This is a genomic window from Streptomyces sp. NPDC020490 (genome assembly GCF_044335305.1).
Classification (GTDB): domain Bacteria; phylum Actinomycetota; class Actinomycetes; order Streptomycetales; family Streptomycetaceae; genus Streptomyces.
This window is the reverse complement of sequence record NZ_JBIRUY010000023.1, coordinates 1-15542: the sequence shown is the minus strand read 5'-3', so window position 1 is coordinate 15542 and position 15542 is coordinate 1. Positions and strand designations below refer to the sequence as shown.

The window sequence follows — 15542 nt, the reverse complement described above, 5'->3', positions numbered from 1 at the left end:
GGGGTTACGCCCGCCCGATCGGCGCCACGACCGCCTCCGTGAGCCCGGCCAGGTCCGCGGGGGACAGCTCGATCTCCAGGCCGCGGCGGCCCGCCGACACGCAGATCGTGGCGTGGCCGTGCGCCGAGGCGTCCAGGACCGTGGGCAGCTTCTTGCGCTGGCCCAGCGGGGAGATGCCGCCGCGGACGTAGCCCGTGGTGCGTTCGGCGAGCGCCGGGTCCGCCATCGCGGCGCGCTTGCCGCCGACCGCGGAGGCGAGCGCCTTGAGGTCCAGCTGGCCCGCGACCGGGACGACGGCCACCGTCAGCCGGCCGTCCACGTCCGCCACCAGCGTCTTGAACACCCGCTCCGGCGACACGCCCATCGCCTCCGCCGCCTCCTGCCCGTAGGAGGCGGCGGAGGGGTCGTGGTCGTAGGAGTGGACCGTGTACGGCACGCCCGCGGCGGCGAGGGCCACCGTCGCGGGCGTGCCTCCGGACTGCTGTTGCTGTTTCTTCGACTTCTTCGCCATCCCGGCCTTCACGGTCCTCAGGGTTTCGTCAGTTGAGGCTGGTCGGACCACGGGTGAGGTCCGCCGCCGGCAGTGACGGCAGACTACGGAGGACCGCCGTCTCGGAGCGAAGCAGTTTCAGCTCGTCACGCAGCCGGGACGCGGTGTCCGGAGCCTGCAGCAGCCGCTGCTTGGTCGGCGTGTCCAGCACCATCGCCGCCGCCACCAGGTACGACACCACGGACGGCTCGTCCGGCAGCTCCGCACCCGTGGCCAGCGACCGTTCCCGGGCGCCCGCCAGGCGCTTCTGGTACTGCCGGAAGGCGCGCAGCACGCCCTCGGCCAGGGCCCCGGCCTCGTCGCCAGGCTGCTCCTCGAGCGTCTCCAGCTCCGCCGTCAGGAACGGACCCGACGCGTCCACCGACAGCAGGCGCACCCGGGTGGTGCCCGTCGCCAGCACCTCGAAGGTGCCGTCGGCGCGTTCGCGGACGGTCGCCGCGTCCGCCACACAGCCGATCCGGTGGAACGACTTCGCCGGGTCGGGGCCGAAGCCCGCCGTCGGGCCGCGCTCCGGCAGCGCGGTGGGGTCCGGCATGCCGGGCGCGCTGAGGGCCACCTCGTGGCCGTCGCGGATCGCCACGACGGCGAACCGGCGTGGTTCCTCCTCGGGCGTCTTCAGCAGTTCGCGCATCATGGCGCGGTAGCGCTCCTCGAAGACGTTGAGAGGCAGCACCAGCCCCGGGAACAGAACCGAGTTCAGGGGGAAGAGCGGAAGCCGGACGGTGGTCACGGCGCAGAAGCCTAATGGCCGCGGGGGCGTGCGCGTCCGGCACGCCCACCGAGTGGATGCCCGGACGGCTGTGCGGGACCCGCCGAATGGATCTCGTCGCGTGCTCTCAGGAAGGCGGCCAGGGGGTCGTCCGAGACCCGGTCCCAGGGGTAGGACGTGGCGTACGGGCCGATCAGGCCGAGCTGGGCGCGGGCGTCCTCCCAGCGCTCCAGCCGGAGCAGGACGTACATCAGTTTGTTACGGATCTCGGCCGGCCAGGGGTCGGCGGCCGGGAAGCGGGCGGACAGCGCGATCGCGCGGTCGGCCGCCGCGTCCAGCCGCTCCCGCGCCACCCCGGAGCCCGAGCCGTCGGCCAGGTACGACAGGGCCGCCCGCGCGGGCAGCGCCTGCACGAGGGAGTCCGCGGGGGCGTCCTGGGCGGCCAGGTCGGCGAAGTCGAAGCACTCCGGGTGGGAGCCGCGCCAGGAGTCGGCGAGGTAGCACAGGGCCGCCACGTGGCAGCCGTAGTGGAGCGGGGCGCGGCGGATCGCGGCCTCCCACAGCTCCTCGAAGTACGTGTGCCCGGCCCGCGCGCCGCGCGCGTGGTCCAGTGCGATCCGCCAGGGCACCGGGTCGCGGTCGTCGCCGCGCGCGGCGGCCGTGATCAGCGGGCTCACCTCGCGCAGCAGCTCAGCCCGCGCCGGGGAGTCCCAGGCGCGGTCCACCGCCAGCTGGGCCTCGACGAGCAGCGCGTCCGGGTCCTGCGGGGCGGCGGCGCGCCAGGCCTCCAGCCACTCGCCGCGGGAGCGCGCGAAGCCCGCGAGCCGTCTCGTGTACCGGTCGCGGCTCTCCCAGTCGGCGTCCGCGCGGGTGGCGGCGAGCAGCGCGGAGGCGGGTCCGTGCTCGCCGCGCGCGGCCGCGACCAGCGCGGGTGCCAGCCGGTCGTCCGGCACGTCGAGCAGCACCTCGTCGTCGGCCGGCACCGCGGTGGCGGGGCGGGGGGTCCGGTGCATCCGGCCCGGGCGGATGAACGGGGGGAGCGCAGCCATGGTGTCGACCATTGAAAGACCGCAGGTCAGCCTCGCGCCAGAGGGCATCGGCAAGTCATGGAAGGTTGTACACGAGAAAGTCAAGGGAGGGTAAAGGGTGGCTGTTGGGTGCCTCTCCGGTGCCCTTTCGGTGCCTGTGCGGCGCCTGTTCGCCACCTGTGCGGGCCCGTTCTCGGCTCCGCTGTCCGGGCGTGCCCTCAGTTCCGGCGCAGCATCCGTGTCGCGCCCGCCGCCACCGTCGTCGCCAGCACCCAGCCCAGCAGGATCATCGCCGCCGCCAGCCACTGCCAGCCGCCGTGCAACTGCCAGGAGCCGGCCTGGCCGAGGTCGATCACCGGCAGCAGCAGGTCCAGGGCGAACAGGGCGGGGTTCCAGACCGGGGACTCGGCACCCCCGGCCGGCGGATGGCTCGCGTGCGCGAAGGCCAGGGACCCCGCCGCCCACAGCACCGCCATCCACACCGCGGCCCGGCCGGGGCGGTAGCCGTAGGCCACCGTCCAGTCCTGCGCGTAGCCCCACAGCTTGGCCGCGGGCGGCAGGGTCTCGCGGCGCCGGCGCTGCTTGGCCAGCAGCACCTCGCGGGCGTCCTCGTCCTCGCCGCCGGCCCGCAGTACGGAGGCCAGCCGCTCGTACGGCTCCGGGTTGTACTCGGCGGTCGCCGCGGCCACCCAGTCCAGCCGCTCGGCCAGCGGGAACGTGCCCCTGGGCACCAGGTTCTCGTACGAGAAACCGCCCATCTGCAGGTTGCCCGGGCCCGGCCAGGCGCTCGCCCGGTCGACCAGGTTGACCAGCCGCGCGCCGGACAGCACGACCTTGCCCCGTGACGGTGCCTCGCCGAGGAAGCGCAGCTCGGGCGTCTGCACCCGGCGCAGCGACAGCTCCTGGTCGTCGGTGAAGACGAACCGGGCCCGCTCGAAGTCGACCGCGTCCCCGAACCGCCCGTCGTCCAGCCGCACCCCGCCCAGGCACTCGAACCGCTGGATCCGGGTGCCGCGCTCCGGGGTCGTGCCGCTCAGCAGCGGGCTGCCGACGCCCGCCGGGGTCAGGTACAGCGTGCGCTCCACGGTCAGCTGCGGGGCGTTCAGCGCCAGCCGCGCGGTGGGATTGGCCAGCCTCGCGCCGCGCAGGCTCAGCGACACGCCGATCTTCGCGCTGCGCAGGCTCAGCTCGCCGTGCGACTCCAGCAGCTCCGCCTGCAGGTCCTGGCCCACCGACAGCCCGTCCCCGGCGATCGAGCGGCCGCTGCGGTCGCGGTGCACGACGGCCTGGTTGAGCATCAGGTCCGTGCCGATCCGGGCGTCGGTGAGCCGCACCCCGCCGCGGAACCGGCACCTCGGCAGGTGCAGGTCGCCCTCCGTGTGCACCCGGGCGGCCTCCAGGCGGGGCACGGAGCAGTCGATCAGCCGTACGGTCGTGAAGCGGGCCTCCGGCAGCAGGACCTCCCGCTCGAATCGGCAGCCGCGCATCTCCACGTACGGCACCACTATGCCGCCGGCGAGGTCCAGGGTGCCGCTGATCCGCACCCCGGACAGCTTCAGCGAGGACACCCGGCCGGCCAGCGCGGGCGGGCCGTCCAGCAGCAGCCAGCACACGATGCGCGCCCGGACGGTCCGCTCGGGCCCCCACGGGTGCCCGCCGTGCGGGTCGTCGACGACCGCGTCCCCGCTGCTGAGGTCGTACATGCTGCCGTTGCGGAAGGCCTGCCACATGCCGGCCTCCGCGACGCTCAGGTCGTCCGGTAATTCTCCGGCGCGCACACCGGCCCCTTCGGTCACGTCCGTCGCATCTCCCTCGTCCCGCTCCATGGACACCGCACATCTGTTCCTGCCTCCGTGATGCCCGTTCCGTGACCGGACGAACACTCAAAGTGACACTCGAAGTGAGGAAGAATGCCGGGGATCCGTCACGGTCTGTAGCAGCCTCCGTATCAGCCATTGATACGCGCGGACGACGCCCGACGCGGGTCTGCGAGAATTGACCCCGTGCTGCAACATTCCTTCCTGGCCCGAATCGATCTGCGCGGCGACGCCCTTCCCGAGGGCCCCGCCCTGCGCGACCTGCTGCCCCGAGCCGACTTCGATGTTCAGGCCGCCCTCGAGAAGGTGCGTCCGATCTGCGAGGCCGTGCATCATCGGGGCGACGCGGCGCTGATCGACTTCGCCGAGAAGTTCGACGGCGTCAAACTCGACCGGCTCCGGGTTCCCGCCGAGGCCCTCACTCGCGCCCTGAAGGAACTCGACCCGGCCGTGCGCGCGGCCCTGGAGGAGTCCGTGCGGCGCACCCGGCTCGTCCACCGCGCCCAGCGCCGCTCCACCCACACCACCCAGGTCGTGCCCGGCGGCACGGTCACCGAGAAGTGGGTGCCGGTCGGGCGGGTCGGCCTGTACGCGCCCGGCGGCCGGTCGGTCTACCCCTCCTCCGTGATCATGAACGCGGTGCCCGCGCAGGAGGCCGGCGTCAAGTCCATCGCGCTCGCCTCCCCGGCCCAGGCCGACTTCGGCGGACTGCCGCACCCCACGATCCTCGCCGCCTGCGCGCTGCTCGGCGTCGACGAGGTCTACGCGGCCGGCGGCGCCACCGCCGTCGCGATGTTCGCCTACGGCACCGAGTCCTGCCCGCCCGCCGACATGGTCACCGGCCCCGGGAACATCTGGGTCGCCGCCGCCAAGCGGTACTTCACCGGCAAGATCGGCATCGACGCCGAGGCCGGTCCCACCGAGATCGCGATCCTCGCGGACTCCACCGCCGACCCGGTGCACGTCGCCTCCGACCTGATCAGCCAGGCCGAGCACGACCCGCTCGCCGCCGCCGTCCTCGTCACCGACTCCGTGGAACTCGCCGAGGCGGTGGAGAAGGAACTCCAGCCGCAGGTGGCCGCCACCAAGCACGTCGAGGACCGGATCCGCCCGGCCCTGGCCGGCCGGCAGTCCGCGATCGTGCTGGTCGACGGCGTCGAGGAAGGCCTCAAGGTCGTCGACGCCTACGGCGCCGAGCACCTGGAGATCCAGACCGAGCACGCCGTCGAGGTCGCCGACCGGGTGAAGAACGCCGGCGCGATCTTCGTCGGGCCCTGGGCGCCGGTGTCGCTGGGCGACTACGCGGCCGGCTCCAACCACGTCCTGCCCACGGGCGGCTGCGCCTGCCACTCCTCGGGCCTGTCCGTGCAGTCCTTCCTGCGCGGCATCCACATCGTGGACTACACCAAGGACGCCCTGGCCGAGGTCGCGCACCACGTGGTGACCCTGGCGGAGGCGGAGGACCTGCCCGCGCACGGCGCGGCGATCAAGGCGCGGTTCGGATGGAAGGTACCGGCGAGCAAGTGAGCTTCACCATCGACGACCTGCCCGTACGGGACGAACTGCGCGGCAAGTCCCCCTACGGCGCGCCCCAGCTGGACGTGCCGGTACGGCTGAACACCAACGAGAACCCCTACCCGCTGCCCGAGCCGCTGGTCGAGCGGATCGCCGAGCGGGTGCGCGACGCGGCCCGCGACCTCAACCGCTACCCGGACCGCGACGCCGTCGAGCTGCGCACGCGGCTCGCCGAGTACCTCACCGACACGACCGGCTACCAGGTCGGCCCGGCCAACGTCTGGGCCGCCAACGGCTCCAACGAGGTCATCCAGCAGCTGCTGCAGACCTTCGGCGGGCCGGGCCGCACCGCGCTCGGCTTCGAACCGTCGTACTCGATGCACAGCCTCATCGCGCGCGGCACCGGCACCGGCTGGGTCTCCGGTCCGCGCCACGAGGACTTCACCGTCGACCTGCCCGCCGCCGAGCGGTGGATCGCCGAGCACGCGCCCGACGTCGTCTTCGTCACCACGCCCAACAACCCCACCGGCAACGCGGTCGCGCCCGAGACGGTCGTCGCGCTGTACGACGCCGCGCAGGCGGCGAAGCCGTCGATGGTGATCGTGGACGAGGCGTACGTCGAGTTCAGCCACCACCCGTCGCTGCTGCCGCTGCTCGACGGCCGGCCGAACCTGGTGATCTCCCGGACGATGTCGAAGGCGTTCGGCGCGGCCGGCCTGCGCCTGGGCTACCTCGCCGCGCACCCGGCCGTCGTGGACGCCGTCCAGCTCGTCCGGCTGCCCTACCACCTCTCCGCCGTCACCCAGGCGACCGCGCTCGCCGCGCTGGAGCACACCGACACGCTGCTGGGCTACGTCGAGCAGCTGAAGGCGGAACGCGACCGGCTGGTCGCCGAGCTGCGCGCGCTCGGCTTCGAGGTCACCGAGTCCGACGCGAACTTCGTGCAGTTCGGGCGGTTCGAGGACTCCCACGCCGCCTGGCAGCGGATCCTCGACCGAGGTGTCCTGGTCCGGGACAACGGCGTACCGGGATGGCTGCGGGTCACCGCCGGCACCCCGCAGGAGAACGACGCGTTCCTCGACGCGGTACGTGACATGAAGAAGGAGCAGAGCGCATGAACCGCGTGGGACGCGTGGAACGGGTCACCAAGGAGACGTCGGTGCTCGTCGAGATCGACCTCGACGGCAGCGGCAAGGTCGACGTGTCGACCGGCGTCGGCTTCTACGACCACATGCTCGACCAGCTCGGCCGGCACGGCCTGTTCGACCTCACCGTGAAGACCGAGGGCGACCTGCACATCGATTCGCACCACACCATCGAGGACACCGCCCTCGCCCTGGGCGCCGCCTTCAAGCAGGCGCTCGGCGACAAGGTCGGCATCTACCGCTTCGGCAACTGCACCGTCCCGCTGGACGAGTCCCTCGCCCAGGTCACCGTCGACCTCTCCGGCCGCCCCTACCTCGTGCACACCGAGCCCGAGAACATGGCGCCGATGATCGGCGAGTACGACACCACGATGACCCGGCACATCCTGGAGTCCTTCGTCGCCCAGGCCCAGATCGCGCTGCACGTGCACGTGCCCTACGGGCGCAACGCCCACCACATCGTGGAGTGCCAGTTCAAGGCGCTGGCGCGGGCCCTCAGGTACGCCTCCGAGCGCGATCCGCGCGCGGCGGGCATCCTGCCGTCCACGAAGGGCGCGCTGTAGCCGTGAACGGACTGTCCACCGTACTGATCGTCGTCGGCCTGTTCCTCATCGGCGGCGTCATCTCCTTCGTCAAGCAGCAGATGCCCAAGAGCCTGATCGTGCTGCTGTCCATCGGCGCCGCCATGTGCCTGGCCGCCGGAATCCTGCGGCTGGAGGTGTGGAGTTGAGCACGCCATCGACCAAGGCGAAGAAGGTCGTCGTCTTCGACTACGGCTTCGGCAACGTCCGCTCCGCCGAGCGCGCCCTCGCACGGGCCGGCGCGGACGTCGAGATCACCCGCGACTTCGACCGGGCCATGAACGCGGACGGCCTGCTGATGCCCGGCGTCGGCGCCTTCGCCGCCTGCATGCGGGGTCTGAAGGACGCCCGCGGCGACTGGATCATCGACCGCCGGCTGGCCGGCGGCCGCCCGGTCATGGGCATCTGCGTCGGCATGCAGATCCTCTTCGCGCGCGGCATCGAGCACGGCGTGGAGACCGAGGGCCTCGACGAGTGGCCCGGCTCGGTCGAGCCGCTGCAGGCCGACATCGTGCCCCACATGGGCTGGAACACCGTCGACGCGCCGGCCGGCTCGGAGCTGTTCGCGGGCCTGGAGGCGGACGCGCGCTTCTACTTCGTGCACTCCTACGCCGTCCACGACTGGTCGCTCGAGACGCACAACTCCACGATGCACGCCCCCAAGGTCACCTGGTCGACGCACGGCAAGCCCTTCGTGGCGGCCGTGGAGAACGGCGCCCTGTGGGCCACGCAGTTCCACCCCGAGAAGTCCGGCGACGCCGGAGCGCAGCTGCTCACCAACTGGATCGGAACCCTGTAGAGACATGGCCAAGCTCGAACTCCTCCCCGCCGTCGACGTCCGTGACGGCCAGGCCGTCCGCCTGGTGCACGGCGAGTCCGGCACGGAGACCTCGTACGGCTCCCCGCTGGAGGCGGCCCTCGCCTGGCAGCGGTCGGGCGCCGAGTGGCTGCACCTGGTCGACCTGGACGCCGCGTTCGGCACCGGCGACAACCGCGCCCTGATCGCGGAGGTCGCCGGGGCGATGGACATCAAGGTGGAGCTGTCCGGCGGCATCCGGGACGACGACACCCTCGCCGCGGCCCTCGCCACCGGCTGCACCCGGGTCAACCTTGGCACGGCCGCGCTGGAGACCCCCGACTGGGTCGCCGGGGTCATCGCCGAGCACGGCGACAAGATCGCCGTCGGTCTGGACGTACGGGGCACCACGCTCCGCGGCCGCGGCTGGACCCGCGACGGCGGCGACCTGTACGAGACGCTGGCGCGGCTCGACAAGGAGGGCTGCGCCCGCTACGTCGTCACCGACATCGCCAAGGACGGCACCCTGCAGGGCCCCAACCTGGAGCTGCTGCGCAACGTCTGCGCGGCCACGGACCGCCCGGTCGTCGCCTCCGGCGGGGTCTCCTCGCTGGACGACCTGCGGGCCATCGCCGGCCTGGTGCCGCTCGGTGTCGAGGGGGCCATCGTCGGGAAGGCCCTGTACGCGAAGGCGTTCACCCTGGAAGAGGCCCTGGAGGTTGTCTCGTCATGACGTCCGAAGCCGTGCGGCGTGTGCAGAGCGGAAGTCCCTGGGAAGAGTCCTTCGGTTTTGCGCGCGCCGTCGCGGCGGGAGACCGGGTGGTGGTGGCGGGCACGACGTCCTTCAAGGGCGACGTGCTGTACGGGGAGGGCGACCCGTACGAGCAGGCCAAGGTGGCCTTCACCAGCGCGGTCGAGGCGATCGGCGAGTTCGGGCTCGGCATCGGGTCCGTGATCCGCACGCGCGTCTACCTGACGCATCAGCGGGACGTCGACGAGGTGGGCCGGGCGCACAAGGAGCTGTTCGACAGCGTCCGCCCGGCCGCCACCATCCTGGTGGTGGAGGGCTTCGTCGACCCGCGCGTGCTGGTGTCGGTGGAACTGGAAGCCTTCCGAGGCTGAAGCCGTTTTCTGCGCGTAGGCGCATTCGTGCATTCGTGCATTCGTGCATTCGTCATTCGTGCATTCGTAAGGAGCCGTGGATTCATGACCCTGGCGGTCCGAGTCATCCCCTGCCTGGACGTGGACGGCGGCCGGGTCGTCAAGGGCGTCAACTTCCAGAACCTGCGCGACGCGGGCGACCCCGTCGAGATGGCCAAGGTGTACGACGCCGAGGGCGCCGACGAGCTGACCTTCCTGGACATCACCGCGTCCTCGGGCAACCGCGAGACCACGTACGACGTGGTGCGCCGCACCGCCGAGCAGGTGTTCATCCCGCTGACGGTCGGCGGCGGCGTGCGGACGGCCGAGGACGTCGACAAGCTGCTGCGGGCGGGCGCGGACAAGGTCGGCGTCAACACCGCGGCCATCGCCCGCCCCGACCTCATCCGGGAGATCGCCGAGCGCTTCGGCCGGCAGGTCCTGGTGCTGTCCGTCGACGCCCGCCGGACCCCGTCGGGCGGCTTCGAGGTGACCACCCACGGCGGCCGCCGGGGCACCGGCATCGACGCCGTCGAGTGGGCGCACCGGGCGGCCGAACTGGGCGCGGGCGAGATCCTGCTGAACTCGATGGACGCGGACGGCACCAAGGACGGCTACGACCTGGAGATGATCTCCGCGGTCCGCAAGCACGTCACCGTCCCGCTGATCGCCTCGGGCGGCGCCGGCAAGCTGGCCGACTTCCCGCCGGCCATCGCCGCGGGCGCCGACGCCGTCCTCGCCGCGTCCGTCTTCCACTTCGGCGACCTGCGCATCGGCGAGGTCAAGCAGACCCTGCGGGAGGCGGGACACCCCGTGCGCTAGTTCGACGGTTCAACCCTGGTAGTGGCAACGGTAGTGATCATGGTTGCCGCACCTCTATGGTGCTCGTATGCCTGGGATCACGATCGAGTTCACCGAGGAAGAACTGGCCGAACTGCGCGCGGAGGCCAGGGAACAGGGTGTCGCGATCAAGCGACTGGCTCACGACATACTGACCGAGGACGTCGTACGCAGGCGGCAGCGGCAGCGGTTCGTGGAGGGAGCCACCCAGAAAGCCCACGAGATCATGGCCGACTTCGAGGAGAGGTTCCCGGCGGGACTCCGGTGACGCCGCTCTACGTGGACGCCGGGTGGGTCCTGAACGTCCAGGTCAACGTGTCCCCGGCGAACACGCCGATCCGCGACTGGGGTGCCCTCGGCTGCATGGCCGAGCGGCACAAGTACGAGCGTGTCGCAGGGGAGCCGTACTACGAAGAGGTGCCGTCCCGGGCGGCGACGTTCCTGCACACCGCCCTGAGACTGAGGCCGTTCAGCGATTACAACGCGTCGATCGGCGTCGCCTGTGCCTGGGAGTACATGGAGCAGTCCGGCATGCCGTTCGAGCTCCCGTACGGCGAGGTGGCGAAGCTCGTCGCCGACATCCGCAGCGACGAGGCCGACCTCGCGGAGACCGCCAGGCTGCTGCGCGACTGGGCCGGGTGAGCCGCTGACCGTGTCCACGGACACCAGCGCTTCCCCGGCGTACGTCGCCACCGACCGGCCCGCTCACCGCGACGGGAACGTGCTGCGCTGGCTCGCCGCATACACCTGTTCGATGCTCGGCGACAACGTGTACTACCTCGCCCTGTCCTGGGCCGCCGTGCAGGCCGGCACGCCCTCGCAGGCCGGAGTGGTGATGTCGGTGAGCGCGCTGCCGCGGGCGCTGCTGATGCTGGGCGGGGGAGTGGTCGCCGACCGGTTCGGGCCGCGCCGGGTCGTCATCGGCAGCGACGCCGTGCGCTGCGCGGCCGTGCTGGCGGTGGCCGCCCTGCTGCTGTTCACGCGGCCCGGCCTGTGGCCGCTCGCCCTGCTCGCCCTGGTCTTCGGCACCGTGGACGCGGTGTTCATGCCCGCCGTGGGCGCCCTCCCCGCGCGCGTGACGAGCCGCGGCCAGCTCGCGCGCGTGCAGGGCATGCGGGGCCTGGCGATCCGGTTCGCGGGCGTCGTCGGCGCCCCCCTCGGCGGCCTCGGCGTGGCCACCGGCGGCGCGCCGGCCGCCTTCGGGCTGGCGGGCCTGCTGATCGCGGCGTCGCTGCCGCTGCTGGTGTGGGTACGGGTGCGGGAACTGCCCCCGGACGACGGCCGGCCGGCGGCGACCGCCTGGGGCGACCTCGTCGACGGCCTGCGCCACATCCGCCGCCACCGCGTGCTCGCCCCGCTGATGCCGGCCATCGCCCTCGGCGACCTCGGCTTCGTCGGACCGCTCAACGTCGGACTGGCCCTGCTGGCCGACGAACGCGGCTGGGGCGCCTCCGGCATGGGCGGCGTGCTCGCCGGGTTCGGCGCCGGGGCGGGGGCCGCCTCGCTGCTGCTGACGGTACGCGGGCGGCTGCCGCGCGCCGGGCTGGTCGCGGCGTACTCGATCCTCGCCGGTTCCGTCGCCATCGGCGCCCTGGCCTACGTGCCCGTTCTCGCCGCGGCCGTCACGACGGCGCTGTTCATCGGGCTGCTCGCCGGGCTCAGCGGCGCCATGTGCGCGGCGCTGCTGCAGACCCTCGCCGAGCCCGCCTACCTGGGCCGGGTCGCCGCCGTCGCCGGCCTGGCCAGCCTCGGGCTCGCCCCGCTCAGCATGCCGCTGTCGGCGGCCGCGATCGGGGTCTGGGGGACCGGCCCGGTCTTCGTCGGCAGCGCGGGCGTGTGCGGACTCGGCGGGGTCGTCGCCCTGTGCGTGCCCGGTCTGCGCCGCGCCGAACTGCCCCGCTGACCTCAGATACCGAGCTCCTTGGTGGCGCCGAGCTTGGCGATCGCGTCCTTGTCGCCCTCCACCTCGACCTTGGCGACGCTCTGCCGGCCGTAGGAGTACAGCAGCAGCTCGGACGGCTCGCCGGTCACCGTCACCACCGGCGTGCCCCGGTGCGCGACCGTCGTCTGGCCGTCCGGGCGGCGCAGCACCAGACCGGTCGGGATGCCGCGGCCCAGCAGGCGGGCGGAGCGCTCCAGGCGGGACCACAGGGCGTCCTGGAAGACGGAGTCGAGCTCGCGCGGCGTCCAGTCGGGCCGGGCGCGGCGGACGTCCTCGGTGTGGACGTAGAACTCGACGGTGTTCGCCATCTCGTCGACCTGCTTGAGCGAGAACGGCGAGAAACGCGGAGGGCCGGTCCGGATGAGCTGGATCAGCTCCTCGTACGGCTTGGCGGCGTACTCCGCCATCACCCGCTCCAGCCGTGGCGCGAGCGGTTTGACGAGGACGCCGCCGGCGGCGTCGGGCCGGCGCTCGCGCACCACCACGTGGGCCGCCAGGTCACGGGTCAGCCACCCCTCGCAGAGGGTCGGAGCCTCCGGACCCGCGGTTTCCAAGAGGTCGGCGAGCAGAAGCCGTTCACGCTTGGCAAAGGTCGACATGCAGTCAGCCTACGACCGCGTGCCCGGCCACCACCCGTCGGGAACGGCCGTTTGCGCCGCGCTGCCCATCACGTGGACAAAGTCCGGGAGCTGTCCGCCCCGCGCGGCACAATGGGCCTCATGAGCAGCACGCCCGCCCGCCACCCGGCCGCCACCCCTGATCGAGGCGCTTCGCGCCACAGTGCTCCGCCCAGCAACCTCGACCCGGAGATCGCCGCGCGCCTCAGGCGCAGCGCCGACGGCCTCCTGCCCGCCATCGCCCAGCAGTACGACACCGGAGAGGTGCTGATGCTCGGCTGGATGGACGACGAGGCGCTCCACCGCACCCTGACCACCGGCCGCTGCACGTACTGGTCGCGCAGCCGCCAGGAGTACTGGGTCAAGGGCGACACCTCCGGCCACGTCCAGTGGGTGAAGTCGGTCGCGCTGGACTGCGACGCGGACACCGTGCTGGTCCGGGTCGACCAGGTCGGCGCCGCCTGCCACACCGGCGACCGCACCTGCTTCGACGCCGACGTGCTGCTGAAGGACGCCGTTTCCGGCGTACCGGGCGCGGATCAGTAGGGTCGGCCGTCATGGACCTCGAGACGTTCCGCAAGCTGGCCACCGACCGCCGTGTCATCCCGGTCACCCGCAAGCTCCTCGCCGACGGCGACACCCCGGTCGCGCTCTACCGCAAGCTCGCCGCCGAACGCCCCGGCACCTTCCTGCTGGAGTCCGCCGAGAACGGCCGTTCCTGGTCCCGGTACTCCTTCGTGGGCGTCCGCTCGGCCGCCACCCTCACCGAGCGGGACGGGCGGGCCCACTGGCTCGGCACCCCGCCCGTCGGCGTCCCGGCCGACGGCGACCCGCTGGCCGCCCTGCGCGCCACGATCGAGGCCCTGCACACTCCCCGCCAGGACGGACTCCCGCCCTTCACCGGCGGCATGGTCGGCTACCTCGGCTACGACATCGTGCGCCGCCTGGAGAAGATCGGCCCCGGCGAGCGGGACGACCTGAAGCTGCCCGAGCTGACCATGCTGCTCACCAGCGACCTCGCGGTCATGGACCACTGGGATGGCTCGGTCCTGCTGATCGCCAACGCGATCAACCACAACGACCTCGACACCGGCGTCGACGAGGCGTACGCGGACGCGGTCGCCCGCCTGGACGCCATGGAGGCCGACCTCTCCCGCCCGGTCGCCCAGCCCCCGGCCGTCCTGCCGCCCTCCGAGCTCCCCGAGTACACCGCGCTGTGGGGCGGACCCGACTTCCGGGAGGCGGTCGAGGACATCAAGGAGCGCATCCGCGCGGGCGAGGCCTTCCAGGTCGTCCCCTCGCAGCGGTTCGAGACGCCGTGCACGGCGAGCGCGCTGGACGTGTACCGGGTGCTGCGGGCGACCAACCCCTCGCCGTACATGTACCTGTTCCGCTTCGAGGGCTTCGACGTCGTCGGCTCCTCCCCGGAGGCCCTGGTCAAGGTCGAGGGCGGGCAGGCGATGGTGCACCCCATCGCCGGCACCCGGCCGCGGGGAGCGACCCCGCAGGAGGACCAGGCCCTCGCCGAGGAACTGCTCGCCGACCCCAAGGAGCGCGCCGAGCACCTGATGCTCGTCGACCTCGGACGCAACGACCTGGGCCGCGTCTGCGAGCCGGGCTCGGTCGAGGTCGTCGACTTCATGTCCATCGAGCGGTACTCGCACGTGATGCACATCGTGTCCACCGTCACCGGCCGGGTCGCGGCCGGCCGTACCGCCTTCGACGTGCTGACGGCCTGCTTCCCGGCGGGCACCCTGTCCGGCGCGCCCAAGCCGCGCGCCATGCAGATCATCGACGAACTCGAGCCGTCCCGGCGCGGGCTGTACGGCGGCTGCGTCGGCTACCTCGACTTCGCGGGCGACTCGGACACCGCGATCGCCATCCGCACCGCCCTGCTGCGCGGCGGCACGGCCTACGTCCAGGCCGGAGCCGGCATCGTCGCCGACTCCGACCCGGTCGCGGAGGACGACGAGTGCCGCAACAAGGCGGCCGCCGTCCTGCGCGCGGTGCACACCGCGGGCCGGCTCGGCCGGCCGGGCACGGCCACCGACTGAGGTCATCGCCCGACGGTCATCGCCTGTCCGGCGCCCGACGGCCCCGGTTGACGCGCCGGGCGCCGGACAGGCGATAGTGGAGCACGTGACTGCCGTACCGCACCCCCGTTCCGAAGCAGCAGGACCCGCCAGGGCCGGCCGCCTGAGTCTCGCGCTGGCCCTGCTGTGCGGCGCCCTCGGCGCCGCCGTGGCCCTGCTGTCCACCCGACAGCGCTGGTCGGAGGGGACCGCGACGGTGGCCGGCGGCTCGTTCCCGCTGACCGCCAGGGGCAGCGACGTCACCGGCGTCCCCGCGGCCCTCGCCATAGTGGGCCTGGCCGCGCTCGTCGCGGTCTTCGCCGTCCGCAGGTCCGGGCGCCTGCTGGTCGCCGCCCTGCTCGCGCTCTCCGGGGCCGGTACGATCGCCGCGGCCCTGCTCGGCGCCTCCGACGGCTCCGCGCTGGACGACAAGGCGGCGCAGGCCGCCGGAGACACCTCGGCCACGGTGGCCGGCCTCAGCCACACCGCCTGGCCGTACGTCGCGGCCGTCGGCGGCGCGCTGATCCTGCTGGCCGGGCTGCTCGCCCTGCGCTACGGCCGGCTGTGGCCCGCGATGTCCGGCCGCTACGAGCGAGGCGGCGCCCCGAGGTCCCGCCGCACGGCCCCGGCCGTCGACCCCGACCGGCCCGAGGACCTGTGGAAGGCCCTCGACCGCGGCGAGGACCCGACCGGCACCTAGACGAGTAAGTCCGATCTCCGGTCAGTGGTCATAGGCGATCAGTGACCGGGTGATCGGTGCGTTGGTTGCGTTGTTGTGCCAGATCGCGGC

The 15542-nt window shown here is 72.8% G+C and carries 19 protein-coding genes; 14 read left to right on the top strand and 5 right to left on the bottom strand.

Annotation, left to right across the window (positions count from 1 at the left end; genetic code table 11):
* Positions 1 to 4: 4 nt before the first annotated feature.
* From ybaK to ACH4ZX_RS23290, 4 genes are all read right to left on the bottom strand, one after another.
* The gene (gene ybaK / locus ACH4ZX_RS23305) at positions 5 to 511 is read right to left on the bottom strand and encodes a Cys-tRNA(Pro) deacylase (RefSeq protein WP_398276156.1); all 507 of its coding nucleotides are present in this window, start codon (positions 509 to 511) and stop codon (positions 5 to 7) included.
* A gap of 28 nt (positions 512 to 539) precedes the next feature.
* Positions 540 to 1280 carry an LON peptidase substrate-binding domain-containing protein gene (locus ACH4ZX_RS23300; protein ID WP_360744860.1) on the bottom strand — a complete coding sequence of 247 codons (741 nt, stop codon included), beginning with the start codon at positions 1278 to 1280 and terminating at the stop codon, positions 540 to 542.
* Positions 1281 to 1291: 11 nt separating this feature from the next.
* Positions 1292 to 2320 carry a hypothetical protein gene (locus ACH4ZX_RS23295; protein WP_398275865.1) on the bottom strand — a complete coding sequence of 343 codons (1029 nt, stop codon included), beginning with the start codon at positions 2318 to 2320 and terminating at the stop codon, positions 1292 to 1294.
* Between the two features lie 185 nt (positions 2321 to 2505).
* Complete coding sequence (locus ACH4ZX_RS23290) at positions 2506 to 4083, bottom strand: oxidoreductase (RefSeq protein WP_398275862.1); 1578 nt, start codon at positions 4081 to 4083, stop codon at positions 2506 to 2508.
* Between the two features lie 225 nt (positions 4084 to 4308).
* On the opposite strand from ACH4ZX_RS23290, the gene hisD reads away from it, so the two are divergent.
* The 11 genes from hisD to ACH4ZX_RS23235 all read left to right on the top strand — a co-directional run bounded on the left by hisD (position 4309) and on the right by ACH4ZX_RS23235 (position 12024).
* Positions 4309 to 5631, top strand: a complete 1323-nt coding sequence (gene hisD / locus ACH4ZX_RS23285) for a histidinol dehydrogenase (RefSeq protein WP_398276153.1) — start codon at positions 4309 to 4311, stop codon at positions 5629 to 5631.
* Positions 5628 to 6737: a histidinol-phosphate transaminase gene (locus ACH4ZX_RS23280; RefSeq protein WP_398275859.1), complete on the top strand. Its 1110-nt coding sequence runs from the start codon at positions 5628 to 5630 to the stop codon at positions 6735 to 6737. The genes hisD and ACH4ZX_RS23280 overlap by 4 nt, the downstream gene beginning before the upstream one ends.
* The gene (gene hisB / locus ACH4ZX_RS23275; RefSeq protein WP_015661105.1) at positions 6734 to 7327 is read left to right on the top strand and encodes an imidazoleglycerol-phosphate dehydratase HisB; all 594 of its coding nucleotides are present in this window, start codon (positions 6734 to 6736) and stop codon (positions 7325 to 7327) included. The genes ACH4ZX_RS23280 and hisB overlap by 4 nt, the downstream gene beginning before the upstream one ends.
* A gap of 2 nt (positions 7328 to 7329) precedes the next feature.
* A complete protein-coding gene (locus ACH4ZX_RS23270) occupies positions 7330 to 7494 on the top strand; it encodes a hypothetical protein (RefSeq protein ID WP_360744845.1) in 165 nt (54 codons plus the stop codon).
* Positions 7485 to 8144 carry an imidazole glycerol phosphate synthase subunit HisH gene (gene hisH / locus ACH4ZX_RS23265; protein ID WP_398275854.1) on the top strand — a complete coding sequence of 220 codons (660 nt, stop codon included), beginning with the start codon at positions 7485 to 7487 and terminating at the stop codon, positions 8142 to 8144. The genes ACH4ZX_RS23270 and hisH overlap by 10 nt, the downstream gene beginning before the upstream one ends.
* A 4-nt stretch (positions 8145 to 8148) precedes the next feature.
* Positions 8149 to 8874 carry a bifunctional 1-(5-phosphoribosyl)-5-((5-phosphoribosylamino)methylideneamino)imidazole-4-carboxamide isomerase/phosphoribosylanthranilate isomerase PriA gene (gene priA / locus ACH4ZX_RS23260; protein ID WP_398275851.1) on the top strand — a complete coding sequence of 242 codons (726 nt, stop codon included), beginning with the start codon at positions 8149 to 8151 and terminating at the stop codon, positions 8872 to 8874.
* A complete protein-coding gene (locus ACH4ZX_RS23255) occupies positions 8871 to 9263 on the top strand; it encodes a RidA family protein (RefSeq protein ID WP_398275848.1) in 393 nt (130 codons plus the stop codon). The genes priA and ACH4ZX_RS23255 overlap by 4 nt, the downstream gene beginning before the upstream one ends.
* Before the next feature lie 84 nt (positions 9264 to 9347).
* The gene (gene hisF / locus ACH4ZX_RS23250) at positions 9348 to 10103 is read left to right on the top strand and encodes an imidazole glycerol phosphate synthase subunit HisF (RefSeq protein ID WP_398275845.1); all 756 of its coding nucleotides are present in this window, start codon (positions 9348 to 9350) and stop codon (positions 10101 to 10103) included.
* A 67-nt stretch (positions 10104 to 10170) separates the two neighbouring features.
* Positions 10171 to 10389, top strand: a complete 219-nt coding sequence (locus ACH4ZX_RS23245; protein WP_398275842.1) for a hypothetical protein — start codon at positions 10171 to 10173, stop codon at positions 10387 to 10389.
* Complete coding sequence (locus ACH4ZX_RS23240; RefSeq protein WP_398275839.1) at positions 10386 to 10763, top strand: hypothetical protein; 378 nt, start codon at positions 10386 to 10388, stop codon at positions 10761 to 10763. Before ACH4ZX_RS23245 ends, ACH4ZX_RS23240 begins: the two co-directional genes overlap by 4 nt.
* Positions 10764 to 10773: 10 nt before the next feature.
* On the top strand, positions 10774 to 12024 hold the full coding sequence (locus ACH4ZX_RS23235) for an MFS transporter (RefSeq protein ID WP_398275837.1): 1251 nt from the start codon (positions 10774 to 10776) through the stop codon (positions 12022 to 12024).
* Positions 12025 to 12026: 2 nt separating this feature from the next.
* On the opposite strand, the gene ACH4ZX_RS23230 is transcribed toward ACH4ZX_RS23235, so the two are convergent.
* A complete protein-coding gene (locus tag ACH4ZX_RS23230; protein ID WP_398275835.1) occupies positions 12027 to 12662 on the bottom strand; it encodes a TIGR03085 family metal-binding protein in 636 nt (211 codons plus the stop codon).
* Between the two features lie 120 nt (positions 12663 to 12782).
* Here ACH4ZX_RS23230 and hisI point away from each other — a divergent pair, with 120 nt between their 5' ends.
* The 3 genes from hisI to ACH4ZX_RS23215 all read left to right on the top strand — a co-directional run bounded on the left by hisI (position 12783) and on the right by ACH4ZX_RS23215 (position 15452).
* On the top strand, positions 12783 to 13226 hold the full coding sequence (gene hisI / locus ACH4ZX_RS23225; RefSeq protein WP_398275832.1) for a phosphoribosyl-AMP cyclohydrolase: 444 nt from the start codon (positions 12783 to 12785) through the stop codon (positions 13224 to 13226).
* An 11-nt stretch (positions 13227 to 13237) separates the two neighbouring features.
* Positions 13238 to 14734 carry an anthranilate synthase component I gene (locus ACH4ZX_RS23220; protein WP_398275829.1) on the top strand — a complete coding sequence of 499 codons (1497 nt, stop codon included), beginning with the start codon at positions 13238 to 13240 and terminating at the stop codon, positions 14732 to 14734.
* Between the two features lie 76 nt (positions 14735 to 14810).
* On the top strand, positions 14811 to 15452 hold the full coding sequence (locus tag ACH4ZX_RS23215) for a TIGR02234 family membrane protein (RefSeq protein WP_398275826.1): 642 nt from the start codon (positions 14811 to 14813) through the stop codon (positions 15450 to 15452).
* The last annotated feature ends 90 nt before the right edge of the window (positions 15453 to 15542 follow it).

Coding starts and splice junctions, on each gene's coding strand:
- hisB (WP_015661105.1), top strand. CDS start 6,734: ATGAACCGCGTGGGACGCGTGGAACGGGTCACCAAGGAGACGTCGGTG.
- ACH4ZX_RS23230 (WP_398275835.1), bottom strand. CDS start 12,662: ATGTCGACCTTTGCCAAGCGTGAACGGCTTCTGCTCGCCGACCTCTTG.
- ACH4ZX_RS23245 (WP_398275842.1), top strand. CDS start 10,171: ATGCCTGGGATCACGATCGAGTTCACCGAGGAAGAACTGGCCGAACTG.
- hisF (WP_398275845.1), top strand. CDS start 9,348: ATGACCCTGGCGGTCCGAGTCATCCCCTGCCTGGACGTGGACGGCGGC.
- ACH4ZX_RS23220 (WP_398275829.1), top strand. CDS start 13,238: ATGGACCTCGAGACGTTCCGCAAGCTGGCCACCGACCGCCGTGTCATC.
- ybaK (WP_398276156.1), bottom strand. CDS start 511: ATGGCGAAGAAGTCGAAGAAACAGCAACAGCAGTCCGGAGGCACGCCC.
- ACH4ZX_RS23295 (WP_398275865.1), bottom strand. CDS start 2,320: ATGGTCGACACCATGGCTGCGCTCCCCCCGTTCATCCGCCCGGGCCGG.
- hisI (WP_398275832.1), top strand. CDS start 12,783: ATGAGCAGCACGCCCGCCCGCCACCCGGCCGCCACCCCTGATCGAGGC.
- ACH4ZX_RS23255 (WP_398275848.1), top strand. CDS start 8,871: ATGACGTCCGAAGCCGTGCGGCGTGTGCAGAGCGGAAGTCCCTGGGAA.
- priA (WP_398275851.1), top strand. CDS start 8,149: ATGGCCAAGCTCGAACTCCTCCCCGCCGTCGACGTCCGTGACGGCCAG.